Below are 15,968 nucleotides of genomic sequence, written 5' to 3'. Positions count from 1 at the left end.
TCGTGCGCACCGACTCGATCGTCCGTGAAGGTCTCGTGTGCTCGATGGACGAGGGGACGCGCGCATGACGACCGCGACAGGGGAGGGGCTGCGCCGCGAACTGCGCGACGCCGTACTCGAGCTGACGATCTCGCGTACCGAGCGGATGAACGCGGTCGACATGGCGACGATGCGGGCGCTCGGCGACGCGATCCGCGGGGCGGGTCGCGACCCGGCGGTGCGCGCGATCCTCGTCACCGGTGCCGGGTCGGCCTTCTGTACCGGCGCGGATCTGGCTGCCACGGCTGCGAACCCGGTCGACCCTGCGGTCGTCATGGACGTCGCGAACGACGTGATCCGCGCGATCGTCGAGGTGCCGGTTCCGGTGGTGGCGGCCGTGAACGGGCCCGCCGCGGGGGTCGGGGTGTCCCTCGCGCTCGCGGCCGATCTCACGTACGCCGCCGAGAGCGCGTACTTCCTGCTCGCGTTCGTCCGGATCGGCCTCATGCCCGACGGTGGTTCGAGCCTGCTGGTGCCGGCGGCGATCGGACGGGCCAAGGCGGCCGAGATGGCGCTGCTCGGCGAGCGGGTGTCGGCGGTCGATGCCGACCGGATCGGGCTGGTGGCGAGGACGGTCCCCGACGCCGATCTCGCGGCGCACGCCCGGGCCGCCGCGGTCCGGCTCGCGTCCGGGCCACGTCGTGCACTGGAACTGACGAAACGGTCGCTCAACGCGGCCACGCTGGCCGCGCTGGACGGTGCACTGGCGATGGAGAAGGCGGGGCAGGCGGAACTGCTCGCCTCCGCGGACTTCGCGGAGGGTGCCGCGGCGATGTTGCAGAAGCGGCCGCCCCGGTTCCCCTGAGACGGTCGAATCTCCGTCAACTTGTGCGGTCGGTCCGCCGAACCCGGTGGGTCCGGGCAGTCGCGTACCGCGTCCGATTCGTGACGTAAGAGCGTTGTGTCCAAACATGTTTCGTCCGCACTTCGGCGCGCATCGACGGGTCCGATTGATCGGCCGAGGCTGGAGAATCGCGATTAACAAAATGCATGCCGAAACCGCGCATAACATGTAATCTGCCTCACATCGAACCACGGGTCCGGTCAGGTCGGGAGGACCCGCACCGCACGAGAGGAACCCTCGATGGTCACTTCCGCTGCAGTCCCCGCGGCCTCGTTCGAAGCCCAGCGGTCCCGTCGCAACAACTGGAACAACCAGGTCGCTCGGCACGCGCGGATGATCCCGGACCGCGTCGCGCTGCGGTTCCAGGGGGTGTCGCTGACGTGGTCCACGCTCCACGCCCGGGTCGAGAAGCTCGCGGACGCGCTGTCGCGGCGCGGCGTCGGCTTCGGTGACCGGGTCCTGATCCTGATGCTCAACCGCCCCGAGTACCTCGAAGCGGTCCTCGCCACCAACGCGCTCGGCGCGATCGCCGTCCCCGTGAACTTCCGGATGACCGTGCCCGAAGTGTCATTCCTGTTGCGTGACAGCGGTGCTCGAGCCGCTATCGCGGACACGACGCTGGCGCCGCTCGCCGGCGCGGTTCGCGCCGAGGTGGGGGGACTGGATCTCGCGATCGTCGTCGGCGGCCCGACCGAAGGAGATGTGCTGGGGTACGAGGACCTGATCGCCGAGGAGGGTGCAGCCCACCCCGCGATCGACATCCCGGACGACACCCCGGCGCTCATCATGTACACGTCCGGCACCACCGGCCGCCCCAAGGGTGCGGTGTTGACGCACAGCAACATGGACGCGCAGGCGCTCACGTGCATCCGGGCGTTCCAGCTGGACCGATCCGACGACATCGGGTTCTGCGCGTCGCCGATGTTCCACATCGCCGCGCTGGGATCGATGGCGCCGAGCCTGATGCTCGGGCTCACCACGGTGATCTACCCGGTCGGGGCGTTCGATCCGAACGTGCTGCTCGACGTCCTCGAGGAGGAGCAGGTCACCACGCTGTTCCTGGTCCCGGTCCAGTGGCAGGCGGTGTGCGCGGCGCAACAGGCGAGACCTCGGAAGTTGAAGCTGCGCGGCATTTCCTGGGGCGCGGCACCCGCGTCGGACACGGTGCTCCGGGCGATGGCCGAGACCTTCCCGGACGCGTCGAACGTGGCCGTGTTCGGCCAGACCGAGATGTCGCCGATCACGTGCGTCCTCGACGGCGCGGACGCGCTCCGCAAGCTCGGATCGGTGGGACGGGTGATCCCGACCGTGCAGGCCCGGGTCGTCGACGACGACATGAACGACGTCGCGCCCGGCGAGGTGGGCGAGATCGTCTACCGGGGTCCGACGATGATGCTCGAGTACTGGCAGAACCCGACCGCAACCGCGGAGGCGTTCCACGGCGGGTGGTTCCACTCGGGTGACCTGGTCCGCACGGACGACGAGGGGTTCGTCTACGTCGTCGATCGCAAGAAGGACATGATCATCTCGGGCGGCGAGAACATCTACTGCGCCGAGGTCGAGAACGCGCTCTTCGCGCACCCGAAGATCCTCGAGGCCGCGGTGATCGGCCGCCCCGAACCGCGGTGGGGCGAGGTCCCGGTCGCGGTCGTGGCCCTGCGGCCCGAGGCCGGCGGGGAACTCAGCCTGGCCGAGCTGCAACCGTTCCTCGACGCGCAACTCGCGCGGTACAAGCACCCCAAGGTGCTGGTGTGTGTGGATGCGTTGCCGCGCAACGCCAGTGGCAAGGTCGTCAAGGGCGAGCTACGGGGAAACACCGCCGTCGTTCAGGGTTGACGCCGCGCGGGTGGGCCCCGGCAGCGTGAGGGCCGGGCGACAGCAGGTTCGGGACGGAACTGGGGAGGGCCGGCGAATGACCTACGAGTTGCCCACCGCCAAGGGGCCGGTGCAGGCCGTCGCGCTCCAGGGTGGGTACCTCATCGGCTTCTCCGTGCAGGTCCTCGTCACGCTGGCGCGGGCGACACTGCGCGGGCGGCTGTCGCTGCAGGAGACGGTGACCCAGACCCTGTTCATCGGTCGGGTGAGCACCGGACCGTCGTTGCTGTTGATGCTCCCGATCGGCGTGTTCGTCGCCGTGTCGGTGGGTGAGCTGGCCGGGCGCATCGGGGCGGGCGGGTACTCCGGAGCGGTCGTGGCGTTCATCGTCGTCGGACAGGCGTCGGCGCTCGTCTGCGCGCTGATGATGGCCGGCGTCGCCGGATCGGCGATCTGTACGGATCTGGGCTCGAGGAAGATTCGTGAAGAGATCGACGCCATGGAGGTCATGGGCATCGACGTGCTCGAGCGACTGGTCGCGCCCCGACTGGTCGCCGCCGTCATCGTGTCGCTCGCCCTGTGCGCGATGGTGACCTTCGGTGGCGTGATGGCGTGCTACCTGTACCACATCTACGTCCAGCACCTGCCCGCCGGAACCTTCCTGGCGACGTTCAGCCAGTACGGACGCCTCTCGGACTTCGTGATGGCACTGGTGAAGGCCGCGACCTTCGCGCTCATCTCGACACTGATCGCGGCGTTCGAGGGCCTGCACGCCAGGGGCGGACCGCGCGGTGTCGCGGACGCCGTCAACGAGGCCGTCGTGATCGCGTTCGCGCTGGTGTTCATCGTCAACACCGCGCTGTCCGCCCTGTACACGGTGATCGTGCCGGCGGTCGGAGCCTACTGATGATGGGCTTCGACACCCGAGTGCGTCTGCGCCGCGCGGCCCGGCCCGTGGCGGCGGTGTACCGGGGCCTCGCCGACGTGGGCCGTCACGTCACGCTCTTCGGGCGCACCGTCGTCTCGCTGCCGTACGCGGCCACGCGGTACCGCAGGCACGTCCTCGCGCAGATCAGCGAGGTCAGCTTCGGCACCAACTCGTTGCTGTCGGGTGGGGGCACCATCGGGATCGTCTTCGCGATGTCGCTCGCCGCGGCGATGATGCTCGGCGTCGAAACCCAGCGGGGTCTCGAACTGATCGGTATGACAACACTTTCCGGGATGCTGTCCGCGATCGCGAACACCCGGGAGCTGGCCCCCGTCGTGGTCGCGATCGCGCTGGCCGCGAAGGTGGGCACAGGATTCACCGCGCAGTTGGGCGCCATGCGGATCTCCGACGAGATCGACGCGCTCGATGCGATGGCGGTGCGCTCGATCCCGTTCCTCGCCGGGACGCGGGTGCTGGCGGCGATGGTGTGCGTGCTGCCGATCTTCATGATCGGTTTGCTGGCCAGCTACCTGTCGACCCGGCTGGTGATCGTGTTCTGGGGCGGGGCCTCCGCCGGCACCTACGACTACTTCTTCCATCTCGCGCTCTCGCCCGAGGACCTCGTCTACGCCGCGATCAAGGCGATCGTGTTCGCGGGCGTCGTCGCGCTGGTGCACTGCTCGTACGGGTACCTCGCCTCGGGCGGACCGGCCGGTGTGGGGCAGGCGGCGGGGCGGGCGCTGCGGACCGCGATCCTCGCGATCGGCGTGCTGGACGTCCTCATGACGTTCGCGTTGTGGGGCCTCGTGCCCACGATCCCCGGAATGGGGGTGTGACGTGGCCGGCCGCACCGGCACCGGGCAGGCGGCGTTCGCCGTGCGCGGGGCGATCGCGGTGCTGGTGGCCGTCGTCGCCGGTGCCGCGATGGTGATGCGGGGCACCGGGCAGCTGCAGCGTGACCCCGAGGTGGTCGTCGGTATCCCCGCCGCGGCGGGCCTGGTCAACGGCGAGGCGCCCGTTCGGTACCACGGCGTCGACGTGGGCCGCATCTCCGGAATCGACTCGGGCATCGAGTCGTCCCGGGTGCGGCTGCAGATCGACTCCTATGCCATCAGCGCGATCCCGGCGTCGGTCGTGGTCCGGGTGGTGCCGCGAACGTTCTTCGGCGACATCTACATCCAGCTCGTCGACGCCGACCCCGACCCCGACCCCGGCGGGACCCTGTCGGGCGGCGATGTACTGCGCATGGACGAGAGCCCCGACGCCGTGGCGCTGTATGCGGTCTACACCCGGCTCGTGGCGGTACTCGACCGGATGCAGCCGCAGAAGATGCAGGTGGCGCTCTCGGCGTTGGCGCAGGCGCTGGGCGGACGCGGTGCGACGGTCGGGCGGATCATCGACCGGATGGACGCAGCGGCGCCGACGCTGACTCCGGCCGTGCGCTCGCTGCTCGGGGCCACCCCCGACTTCCGGACCGTTCTGCAGACCCTGGACACGGCCACCCCGGACGTGGTCGCCACGCTGGCCTCCACCGCCGACGTGTCACGGACCGTGGTCGAGAACCGCGATCAGGTCGCCGACACGATCGACGCCGCAGCCGGTTTCGTCTCGGTGCTCACCGGATTCGTGGGTGAGCAGCGGGATCGGATCATCACCGTGCTCGACGCGTCCGGCACCGTCCTCGCCACCACCGCCGCCGATCCCGAGGGTCTGACCGGCACCCTCGACCGGGCGCGGACGTTCGGTGCCGCCGGGGCCCGCGTGTTCGCGACCGGACACTTCGACATCGTCGCGGTGCCCACCTTCGCCGAGCTGCTGCCGTACACCGCCGCGGACTGCCCCGGCTACGGCAATCTCCCCGGAGCGTGCGGCCCGAGCACCGTCGACGGGGGTCCGCGCGAGCAACCGGCGCTGGACGTGATCCGGGACCGACTACGCTGGGACACAACGGGTTCGGATGAGCGTGCCGCGGCAAATCCGTTGGCGCCGGTGCTGCTCGGACCGTTGGTGCGCGGGACGGAGGTGCGGGTGCGATGACGATCGGATGGGTGCCGTTCGCGAAGGCCGCCGGGTTCTGCGTCGCCGGCGTGGTGTGCGGGTTGCTGGTCGCCAACACGTTGTCCGTCCCGGTGCGCGGCGCCACGGACACCTACACCGTCGAGTTCACCGATGTCGAGGGGCTCGACCCCGGGAACCCGGTGACGATGTCGGGGGTGCGGATCGGGCGCGTCGACGCGATCGACTTCGCCGACGCGGGCGGTGGGACCAGCAAGGCCGTCGTGCAGATCGAGGTGTCGTCCGATCACACCCTCGACCGCGACGTCACCGCCGCCATCCGCTACGGCGACATGCTCGGTGCGCGGTATCTCGCGCTCGAGCCACCCGCGGGAGCGGCCGCCGCACCGGCTGCGGTGGGGGAGAACGGGAACGCCCTACCGCCCGGGAGCGTGATCCCGCTCGACCGCACCACCCCGCCGGTCGATCTCACCGCCCTCATGAACGGCTTCGCGCCGCTGTTCGACGCTCTCGAGCCCGGCCGGGTCAACACGCTCACCCGCGCCTTCGTGGAGACGTTCGACGGACGCGGCGCGGCCGTGTCCACGCTCGTCGACCGGATCGGCACGCTCACCGCCGATCTGGCCGACCGTCGCGGGGTGTTCGAGCAACTGGTGGCGAACATGACCACGCTGCTCGGCTCGGTGAACCAGCGCCGGCCTCAGCTCGAGGAGCTGATCGGCGGACTCCGGGACCTGACGTCGTCCGTGGTCGACAGCAACGACGCGTTGGCGACCGTGGTGGACAGCGGTGACCGTGCCATCGCGTCGCTCGCAGCCTCGTTCACACGGTCCCAGGGCGCCTTCGGCAACTCGGTGACCGACCTGAAGGCGGTGACCGACCAGTGGATCGCGGACACCGGCGCGTTCGACCGGTTCGTCGCCGGGATGCCGCAGTTCGCGGACGGGATCAACCGCATCAGCAGCTACGGCGGTTTCGTGAATCTGTACCTGTGCAACTTCGTGCTGAAGGTCGGTGACGTCGAGGCGAACATCTTCGGGACCACCCACTCGGAGGTGTGCCGCTGATGCTCCTCGTCAAGTTCGTCGACAGCATGGTCGGCATGTGGCTGTTCGTGTTTCGCGGTGAGCGTCGGCCCGGATCGGCCACACCGCTGGCGCTGGGGACGCTGGGGATCGTGGCCCTCGTGCTCGGCCTCGCCGCGGCGATCGGCATCCCTAAGGTGTGGTACCTGGCGCGGACCGACCCGTACACCGCCGAACTCGCCAACGCGAGCGGGCTGTCCGGCGGCGATCCCGTATACGTCGCCGGTGTCCCGGCCGGGCGGGTCGAGGGCATCGAGCTCGCGGGTGACCATGTGCGCGTGGCATTCCGGTTGGACGACGGTCAACCACTCGGCAACCGGACCACCGCGACCGTGCGACTGAAGACCGTGCTGGGCAAGCGATACCTCGAGGTGGTGCCCGCCGGGGTGGTCGAGGAGGACCCGTCGGACGGATCACCGCCCGACGTCATCCCGCTGTCGCGCACCACCGTTCCCTACAGCCTCGACGACGTGAGCCGGGACGCGACAGACGCCGCGCAACAGATCGACGCAACATCGCTGGAAGCGATGATGACGACGCTGTCGGAGATGATGCCCGACGACCCCGAGCAGCTCGCGAAGGCCCTCGCCGGCATCAGCGGTGCGTCGGCCGCCGTCGCACGGAACGGCGAACAGATCGACCAGCTGCTGACGCTGTCGCGTTCACTGTCCGATCTGGCTGTCCGGCAGCAGGAATCGCTGACCGCGACACTGTCGAACGCGCAGACGATCGTCCACACCCTCGCGGTCCGCAAGCGGGTGCTCACCCGACTGGTCGAGAACCTGCGGACGCTGCTGGCGACGACGGCGACGTCGTTCACCGACCACGAACAGGAGTTTTCACAGCTCACGAGCAACCTCGTGGCCGTCACGGACACGCTGCAGCAGAACGCGGACAACGTCGATCGCATCCTGACGCGCCTGCCACCGGCACTGCGTTCCGCGACCGACGCGACCGGCAACGGGAACTGGACCGACGTGACCGCACCTGCGGCGGTCGTGCCCGACAACATGCTGTGCGTGCTCGGCGTGATGCAGGGGTGCCGATGAGCGCGCGGCCGGCGGCCCGGCGCCGGCGTCTCGGCCGGGTCGCGGTCGCGACCGTCCTGGTCGTCGTGCTCGCGACCGGCGCCTGGTACGTGTTCGGGCGCACCGACCGCACGACCACCGTCCACGTCGACTTCGCCTACGTCAACGGTCTGTACCCGGGCAGCAAGGTCACGGTGCTCGGGGTGCCGGTCGGTACGGTCACCGCGGTGGAACCGCTCGGTACCCGCGTGCGGGTCACGGCATCCGTTCCCGACGATGTCGAGTTGCCTGCGGACGTCAGTGCGTACGTACTCAATCCGTCGGTCATCAGCGACCGCCACCTCGAGTTCGGTCCCGCGTACCGGGGCGGGCCGAAACTCGAGGACGGGGACGAGATTCCACTCGAGCGCAGCCACGCACCGATCGACTTCGACGGGCTGATGGGCAGCCTCGACACACTCACCGAGGCACTGGGACCGGACGGCGGGGACGCAGGTGGGTTGCTCACGCAGGCCGCATCGGGGCTCGCCGGACAGGGGGCGGAACTGAACCGGGCCGTCCGGAACCTCAGCGCCGCAACGGGTGTGGTCGGTGCACGCACCGAGGACATCGGTGCGATCGTCGACAACCTGAGCTCGCTGATGGCCGCACTCGACGCGCGCCAGGTGAGTATCGACCAGCTGGTCTCGGATCTCGGTGAACTCGGCGACGAATGGTCGACGCAGGACCTCGACATCGCGCAACCGCTGCAGGACCTGAAGACGGTGTTCGATCAGATCGACCGGTTCGCGACCGCCCACGGCGACGACGTCGGCGCGATCACCGGCAACCTGCGCACCGTCGGTGACACCCTGGCCGCGAACCAGCCCGGCCTCGCCGAGTTCATGGATCTCGTACCGCTGCTGATGCAGAACCTGTCCCGGACCGTCGGCCCCGACGACCGGGGACGGATCCGGCTGAACGTCTCCACCGCCCTCACCCAATTCGCGGTGGCGAAGCCGCTGTGCGCGCGGTACCCGATGCCGTTGTGTACGGGAGCCGGATTCACCAACCCGATCTCCTTCCCGATCAGCGCCTCCGACCCGATGGGCCTCGCGACGCTTCTCTCGGGTGGCGCCGCGGCGGCGGGAGGCAACTGATGCGGAGAAGGGTGCTCGCGGCCGCGACCGCCGCCGGCGGTGCGCTGCTGCTCACCGGTTGCGGCGTCGGCATCCAGGATCTCCCCCTCGGCCGTTCCGTGCCCGGCGAGAGCTACACGGTGACGGTGCAATTGGCGCACGCCGACGGGATCCTGACGGGGGCCGAAGTGCGCACCGGGCAGCGAGTGATCGGCAGGGTGTCCGGGCTGTCGACCGACACGGTCGGTGCGGCCGTGGATCTGAGCCTGTCGTCGACGGTGGAACTGCCCGACAACGTCGAGGCCGCGATCGAGTTGCCGTCGGCGCTCGGCAACCCGTTCGTGCGGCTGAAGATCCCGCAGGAGCCGTCGGGCACGGCGCTGGTCGACGGAGACGTGATCGTCCAGTCCCGCACCGAGATCGGCCCGCAGATCGAGAGCGCACTGGCCACGCTCGGGACGATCCTCACCGGAAGCGGATTCGACCAGCTGCGGACCGTGATCGACGAACTGAACACCGCATTCGCGGGCCGATCGCAGAAGGTGCGCGGCCTCCTCGACGCGATGACCGAGCTGACCGGCACGGCGATGGAGCACCGAGACGACTTCGGCGCGGCGATCGACCTGGCGCGCAGTATCTCGGCGCAACTCGTCGAACAGCAGGGCGTGCTCGACGGATTCCTCGACACCGTCCCGGAAGCCACGACCGTCCTCGCGCAGCAGCGGGATCGGCTCGCGTCGCTGCTGGAATCGAGCGCACGGCTCGCGGAGCACGCCGACGTCGTGCTGTCGTCGACCAGCCCCGACGGCATGGTCGCGGACGGCGCGACCGTGGTGGAGACGTTGCGCTCGTACAACTCCCGCATCGGGGAGACGCTCACCAACATGAACATCTTCCTCGGGAACTTCGATCGCGCGGTGAAGGGCGACTACCTGGTGTTCGACGGGACCCTCGACATCCCGGCGGGCATCGAGAACCTCCTGACCGGTGGCCTGACCGCCCGACCGGCCGAGGTCGGTTCGCTCCGGACGCTGCTGTCGGGAGGGGCCCGATGAGACGAGTCGTGCTGGTCCAGCTGATCCTGTTCGCGCTCACCGCCGCGGTCGTCGTCCCGTTCGGCATCGCCTACGTGCTGGGCTCACGGGCGTTCGGCGATCCGATCCGATTGCATGCGAGCATGTCCGACGCGCTCGGCCTGACCGCGGGCACGAGCGTCACCTACCGCGGCGTCAACGTGGGACGGGTCGCGTCGGTCGCGCTCGACGGTGAACGGGGCGGGGCACGGATCGAATTCGACCTCGACCCCGGCACCCGCATCCCGCGAGACAGCATCGCGAAGGTGGCGATGAGCACCGCCGCCGGCATCCAGAGCGTCGACATCTATCCGGCCACCGACTCCGGTCCCTACCTCGAGGACGGCGACACCCTCGCGGCGCCGCAGGATCGGCAGCCGGTCCAGATGGAGCAGCTCATGGGGGACGCCGCGAAGCTGCTCGGCGGCATCGATCCCGAGCGTGTCACCGCTCTCGGCACCGAACTCGGGGCCTCGCTCGACGGCCTCGGCCCCAGCCTGGCGAGCATGGTCGACGACGGCGACATGCTGTCGGCTCTGCTCGAGCGACAGGCGCCGCAGCTGCGGTCGCTGCTCACCCACACGGCGAGCCTGGTCGGGACGATGGCGGACGGGGCCGACTCGTTCGGCCGGGGGATGGCGGCGGCGCGCACCTTCACCGGTCAGCTCGACGACAACTCGCCCGTCCTGGTGTACCTGGTGGACCGGTCGCCGGCCGCCCTCGCCCGCACACAGGAGCTGTTCGACCGGTACCACGACACGTTCGGGGCCCTACTCGCGAATCTGGCCACCGTCACCCCGATCATCTCCGACCGGCGTAACGCTCTGGCGGCGGGACTCGACGAGATCCCCGAGGGACTCGGCAAGCTCGAGTCGATCGTCAGGGGGGACCGGGCCGAGTTCGCACTCGTCGGCACGCAGGGGCCGGTGTGCAACTACGCCACGCCGCGCCGCGCCGTCGGTGACACTGGACGGCTCGCCGTCGGTGACCTGAATCCCACCCAGCCGAACCTCACCCTGTACTGCCCACCGGGCCCGAACATCGAGCAGCGTGGATCACGAACGGCACCGCGCCCCAACGATCTCGGGCTGCAGAACGCGAACACCCCGGGCACGGTCATCGGTCCGCCGATGGTCCCGGATCCGGTTCTCGTCCCCACCGGGGCCGAGATGCTCGACCAATGGAACCAACTGCTGGAGGAGCTCGGAGATGGCGAACGATGAGACCGGGATCGACACGACGGACGCGGCGGTCGCTACGGCGACCGCGGAGCCCGATCCCGGCCAGGACGACTCGTCGTCGGCGCCGCGGGGGACACGCGGGCGTGTCACCGTCACGATCCTCGGTGCCTTGATCGTCGTGTTGGCCGCGGCACTCGGGTGGCAGATGTGGCAGCAGCACCGAGCGGACATGTTGCGCACCGAGGCAGTCGACACCACCCGCGACTACGCGCAGACGATCGCCACGTTCGATTACCAGAACCTCGACGCCAATCGCGGCAAGATCGCGGCGATGTCGACCCCGGAGTTCGCCGGCAAGTACAACGAGATGGTCGACGCACTGAGCAAACTCGTCACCGACGGCCAGGGGCGGGCGACCGCGACCGTCACGAACATCGGTGTCGAGAGCATCGACGGCTCGAATGCCGTGGTACTGGCGTTCGTGGACCAGGAGGCGAAGAATGTGATTGCCCCCGAGGGTAAGTCGCAGAACTACCGCATGGTCGTCACGCTCACCCGTGACGGCGACCGTTGGATCGTCGACAACGTCGAGACGAAGTAGCCTTTCGAAACGACATCCGCCCGACCGGGAGGAGCCCCCGTGCCGACCCGATACCTCGATCTCGCCGGATCCGAACCGCGATTGACCAACGAGCTCACACGCATTCGGATCGACCGCTCCCCACGGCGCGCCGGTCGCCCGACGCGAATCACCGACGCCCTCGACTTCTGGGCGTTCGCCGGCGGCGCCGCGAACGTCGTCATGCAACTGTCGTGGCCCGAGGTGGGCCGCGGCGTCGTCGAGAGCAAGGTCGAGTCCGGCAGTCTCTTCCGGCACCCCTGGAAGCGCGCCCGCACCACGTTCACGTACCTGTCGGTGGCGATCCTGGGAACCGACGACGAGCGTCGCGCCTACCGGGCGGCGGTGAACGGCGCACACCGGCACGTGCGGTCGGACGAGAACAGCCCGGTGGCGTACAACGCGTTCGACCGGGAACTGCAGCTGTGGGTGGCCGCATGCCTGTTCGTCGGCTTCGAGGACACGCACCAGTTGCTGCATGGCAAGCTCACACCCGAACAGGCCGAGGAGTTCTACCGGTCGTCGTCGACGCTCGGCACCACGCTGCAGGTCACCGAGGAGATGTGGCCGGCCACCCGCGCCGACTTCGACCGGTACTGGAACATCGCGTGTGAGCGGGTCGCAATGGACGACACCGTGCGGGACTACCTGACCGAGCTGATCGGGCTACGCATGGTGGCGTGGCCGCTGCGGTTCGCGTTCGGGGACCTGCTGAAGTTCCTCACGGCCGGGTTCCTGCCGCCGCTGTTCCGGCAACAGCTGGGCATCGAATGGGGCGACGACGACCGTCGCCGTTTCGAGCATCTGTTCGTCTTCGTCGCATTCGTGAACCGCTTCATACCCGGCTTCGTCCGGCATCTCCCCAGTCGCTTGTTCATGCGCGATCTGCGGTGGCGGATCCGCTCGGGACGAAGCCTCGTGTAACGCATCGGCCACATCCGCCCGACTACGGTCACAACTCGGAAAACTGCTGCTCGAGGCATTGCGGGGCCCACTTCTGCGCGTACTATCAGTAGTGCGGATCGAGTGAGTAGTCGGTAACGGTGAAAGGCTCGTGAAACAGAGATGCGGCCGAGGGTGTGAAAGCATTCCCGGCCACACCCCTGTTTGGGGGAGTTTCGAGCTCAGGCCGTCTTCGTCAGCGCCCGCTGCAGGCCGAGGTGCATGTCCTCACGCGTTCGGTCCGAGACCGATACCCCGGGAAACGCGTTGGATCCGTGGAAGGTTCCAGGCCGGTGGTGCAGTTCGACGGGGACATCCGCCCGCATCAAACGGAGCGCGTATTCGATGGCTTCGTCGCGCAACGGATCCAGCTCGTTGGCGGCGATCCACGCCGGCGGGAGCTCGGAGACGTCGTCCGCGCGAGCCGCTGCGGCATGGGGCGGCGTGTCCATGGATCGGTCACCGAGATAGAAGTTCCAGCCCAGCACCGCCTGGCCGTGGGACCACAACGGCGTGTCGGTGAATTCGTTGACCGATGCCGTCTCCAGACGGTCGTCGAGCATCGGGTTGTCCAACAGCTGGTAGACGAGCCGCGGTCCCTGTTCGTCGCGTACCCGCAGCGCCAGTGCCGCGGCGAGTCCTGCACCCGCGCTGACACCACCGATGGCCAGGCGCTCCGAATCCACGCCGAGTTCGTCGGCATGCGCCGCGACCCAGGTGAGAGCCGCGAAGCAGTCGTCCAACCCGGCCGGATAGGGGTGTTCGGGTGCGAGGCGGTACTCGACGCTGACGACGACGCACCCCACGGTGCTCGCGATCTCGACGCACGTGCGCTCCGACGCCGCGATATCGCCGAAGACGTAGCCGCCGCCGTGGAACCAGACCAGGGCGCCGAGGGCAGAGAAGCTGCCGGCGGGGGTGTAGATGCGGACGGGCACCTCCGGTGCGCCCGCCGGCCCCGGGACGAGGCGGTCGACGACGGTCAGGTCGTGAGGGCGGACGACGTTCGCCGCGAGTTCGGCTGCACGGATCCGCTGCCGCTCGCGGAACGCCACGGGGTCGGTGATGTCCACCTGGGGGAGCGTCGGCAGCAGGGGCCGCAGCTCGGGATGGATGCGATCGATCAAGGCGCCTCCTGGGTCTCGGCGACAGCACAATCGGGGAAGTTGTGTGCTGCAACGAGATCCAGGCTAGGAAGGGCACGGACCGGACGGACCGTACCCTCCCGCCTGGCGGGACGATGCGCAGTCTGCCGGGACCGGCGTCTCAGCGCACCCGCAGCCGCTCGCGGCGCAGCAGGTCCACCTCGGGCAGATCCAGCGGCGGCAGCTCGTCGACGCCGAGGGCGCGCTTCAGCAGCAGGTCGGCGAACTCCGGGTTCCGGGCCAGGACGGGACCGTGCATGTAGGTGCCGATCACCGAACCCTGTGTGACGCCCTCGAGCCCGTCGCCGACACCGTTGCCCACGCCGTGCGTCACGCGGCCGACTGGTTTGGCGTCGGCGCCGAGAGTCGTTCCACCGCGGTGGTTCTCGAAGCCCGACAGGGGAGCGGTGAGACCGTCGATCAGGGGCGTCGTGATGACCTCGCCGATCGAGCGCGTCTCCTGCGGGGACGTGGTGGCGTCGAGCATCGACACGCCCTCCACGCGTTCGCCGGCCGAGGTCTCGTACCAGTGGCCGAGGACCTGGATCGCCGCGCAGATCGCCAGCACCGGGGCGCCCCGCTCGGCCGCCTTCTGCAGCCCCGGGTAGGTCTTGAGGTGCCGCGTCGCGAGCCGCTGCGCCGAGTCCTCGGCGCCGCCCAGGGTGTACAGATCGAGCGACTCGGGCACCGGATCGCTGAGGGTGATGTCGACGATCTCGGCGTCGTAGCCGCGCATGCGCAGGCGCTGCCGCAGGATCAGGGCGTTGCCGCCGTCGCCGTAGGTGCCCATGACGTCGGGCAGGACGAGGCCGATACGGACCGTGGACTCAGACATCGCGGCTGTTCTCCTTGGCGATTGCGGTGTTCAGGTCACGGAAGGCCGTGTAGTTCGCGAGCACCTCGACCCGTCCGGGCGGACACGAAGCGATCGCCCGCATGGGATCGTGCTCGAGGGTGTGCTCGACGCCCGCGTACGTCAATCGGACCGCGAGATCGGTGCCACGTTCGCCGGCCGCCACCACCTTGACGCCCTCGAAGTGCTCGAAGCGCACGTCCCACAGCCAAGACAGGTCCTCGCCGTCGGGCACCTGCCCGTTGACGGCAATGACGAGGCCGTCGACGCTGTGGTCGATCATCGACAGCGCCTCCTGCCAGCCGGCCGGATTCTTCGCCAGCAGCATATGCACCGAGTGCGAACCCACCTGCACGGTGCTGTACCGGCCGGCGACCTCCTCGACGATCGACGCGGCGGCGACGGCGTCCTCCGCCTTCGCGCCCATCGCGACCGCCGCGGCCACGGCCTGCGCCGCGTTGCCGCGGTTCGCCTTGCCCGGAAGGGTCAGCTTCATCGGGATCACGAGACCGTCCGGCCCGTACAGATTGTCGTCGTCGAGCCACCAGTCGGGCGTCGGGCGCGCGAAATCCGAGCCGGTGCTGCGCCAGTGCGGCCCGTCCCACACGATCGGCTCGCCGGTGCGCGGGCAGCTGACGGAGTCGCTGGCCCAGCCGCCGCCGGCGGCCACCCAGATCACGTTCTTGCAGTCGTAGGCGACGGATGTGACCAGGACGTCGTCGCAGTTCGCGACGACGATCGCGTCCGGATGGCGCTCGAGTCCCGCGCGCAGCTTGCGCTCGATCATGTTGATCTCGCCGACCCGGTCGAGCTGGTCGCGGCTCAGGTTCAGCAGCACCACGACCTCGGGGTTCACGGCGTCACACACGTGCGGGACGTGCAGTTCGTCCACCTCGAGCGCGGCCAGCGGCGCGTCGACGCGGGCAGAGAGCGCGGCCACGATACCGGCGTCCATGTTCGCGCCGTCGGCCTGCGTCGCGACCTCGTCGACGGTCGCCAGCGCCGCCGCGGTCATGCGGGTGGTGGTGGACTTGCCGTTGGTGCCGGTCACGACGACGGTGCGGCGTCCGCGGCCGAGCTGCTGCATCAGCGTCGGATCGATCTTGAGGGCGATCAGGCCGCCGATCATCGAGCCCTTGCCGCGGCCGGCCTTCTGCGACGCCCACGCCGCAGCAGCCGCCGCGCGTAGTGCCAGACGGCCCCGCAGTGTCATCCGAGTGCTAGTTCCCACGTGCCGAGTTTTCCACAGGCGGGAAAGGGACGCGTTGCGGTGTCGCGGCCG

At 69.4% G+C, this 15,968-nt stretch carries 15 protein-coding genes; 12 read left to right on the top strand and 3 right to left on the bottom strand.

The features are described from left to right. The first annotated feature begins 64 nt into the window (after positions 1-64). The 12 genes from ABI214_RS11880 (at position 65) to ABI214_RS11825 (ending at position 12,670) form a co-directional block, all read left to right on the top strand. Entirely contained in the window at positions 65-844 is a 780-nt protein-coding gene (locus tag ABI214_RS11880; RefSeq protein WP_348610574.1) for an enoyl-CoA hydratase-related protein, read from the top strand. A 279-nt stretch (positions 845-1,123) separates the two neighbouring features. After that, entirely contained in the window at positions 1,124-2,719 is a 1,596-nt protein-coding gene (gene fadD5, locus ABI214_RS11875; RefSeq protein WP_348610571.1) for a fatty-acid--CoA ligase FadD5, read from the top strand. A 76-nt stretch (positions 2,720-2,795) separates the two neighbouring features. Next, on the top strand, positions 2,796-3,605 hold the full coding sequence (locus ABI214_RS11870; RefSeq protein ID WP_348610568.1) for an MlaE family ABC transporter permease: 810 nt from the start codon (positions 2,796-2,798) through the stop codon (positions 3,603-3,605). Beyond that, a complete protein-coding gene (locus ABI214_RS11865) occupies positions 3,605-4,462 on the top strand; it encodes an MlaE family ABC transporter permease (RefSeq protein ID WP_348610564.1) in 858 nt (285 codons plus the stop codon). Before ABI214_RS11870 ends, ABI214_RS11865 begins: the two co-directional genes overlap by 1 nt. A 1-nt stretch (position 4,463) precedes the next feature. Beyond that, a complete protein-coding gene (locus tag ABI214_RS11860; protein ID WP_348610561.1) occupies positions 4,464-5,663 on the top strand; it encodes an MCE family protein in 1,200 nt (399 codons plus the stop codon). Further along, positions 5,660-6,709 (top strand): MCE family protein, encoded by a 1,050-nt coding sequence (locus ABI214_RS11855; RefSeq protein WP_348610556.1) that lies wholly within the window; start codon positions 5,660-5,662, stop codon positions 6,707-6,709. The genes ABI214_RS11860 and ABI214_RS11855 overlap by 4 nt, the downstream gene beginning before the upstream one ends. Further along, on the top strand, positions 6,709-7,776 hold the full coding sequence (locus ABI214_RS11850) for an MlaD family protein (RefSeq protein ID WP_348610553.1): 1,068 nt from the start codon (positions 6,709-6,711) through the stop codon (positions 7,774-7,776). Before ABI214_RS11855 ends, ABI214_RS11850 begins: the two co-directional genes overlap by 1 nt. Beyond that, positions 7,773-8,894, top strand: a complete 1,122-nt coding sequence (locus ABI214_RS11845) for an MCE family protein (protein WP_348610548.1) — start codon at positions 7,773-7,775, stop codon at positions 8,892-8,894. The genes ABI214_RS11850 and ABI214_RS11845 overlap by 4 nt, the downstream gene beginning before the upstream one ends. After that, on the top strand, positions 8,894-9,928 hold the full coding sequence (locus ABI214_RS11840; RefSeq protein ID WP_348610543.1) for an MCE family protein: 1,035 nt from the start codon (positions 8,894-8,896) through the stop codon (positions 9,926-9,928). The genes ABI214_RS11845 and ABI214_RS11840 overlap by 1 nt, the downstream gene beginning before the upstream one ends. Continuing rightward, positions 9,925-11,169, top strand: coding sequence for an MlaD family protein (locus ABI214_RS11835; RefSeq protein WP_348610540.1), 1,245 nt, complete (start codon positions 9,925-9,927; stop codon positions 11,167-11,169). Before ABI214_RS11840 ends, ABI214_RS11835 begins: the two co-directional genes overlap by 4 nt. After that, on the top strand, positions 11,156-11,728 hold the full coding sequence (locus ABI214_RS11830; protein ID WP_348610535.1) for a mce associated protein mas1a: 573 nt from the start codon (positions 11,156-11,158) through the stop codon (positions 11,726-11,728). The genes ABI214_RS11835 and ABI214_RS11830 overlap by 14 nt, the downstream gene beginning before the upstream one ends. Positions 11,729-11,767: 39 nt before the next feature. Then, the gene (locus ABI214_RS11825) at positions 11,768-12,670 is read left to right on the top strand and encodes an oxygenase MpaB family protein (protein WP_348610530.1); all 903 of its coding nucleotides are present in this window, start codon (positions 11,768-11,770) and stop codon (positions 12,668-12,670) included. Positions 12,671-12,870: 200 nt separating this feature from the next. Here ABI214_RS11825 and ABI214_RS11820 read toward each other — a convergent pair whose 3' ends face one another. From ABI214_RS11820 to ABI214_RS11810, 3 genes are all read right to left on the bottom strand, one after another. Then, positions 12,871-13,815: an alpha/beta hydrolase gene (locus ABI214_RS11820; protein WP_348610525.1), complete on the bottom strand. Its 945-nt coding sequence runs from the start codon at positions 13,813-13,815 to the stop codon at positions 12,871-12,873. 139 nt (positions 13,816-13,954) lie between these two features. After that, positions 13,955-14,668, bottom strand: coding sequence for a type 1 glutamine amidotransferase (locus ABI214_RS11815; RefSeq protein WP_348610522.1), 714 nt, complete (start codon positions 14,666-14,668; stop codon positions 13,955-13,957). Then, positions 14,661-15,899 (bottom strand): Mur ligase family protein, encoded by a 1,239-nt coding sequence (locus ABI214_RS11810; RefSeq protein ID WP_408587383.1) that lies wholly within the window; start codon positions 15,897-15,899, stop codon positions 14,661-14,663. Before ABI214_RS11810 ends, ABI214_RS11815 begins: the two co-directional genes overlap by 8 nt. Positions 15,900-15,968: the final 69 nt, after the last annotated feature.

Origin of the sequence: Prescottella soli, from assembly GCF_040024445.1 — a bacterium.
GTDB classification, from domain to species: Bacteria; Actinomycetota; Actinomycetes; order Mycobacteriales; family Mycobacteriaceae; genus Prescottella; species Prescottella soli.
Note: the sequence above shows the minus strand (reverse complement) of the source record. Positions and strands in the feature narration are given on the sequence as shown.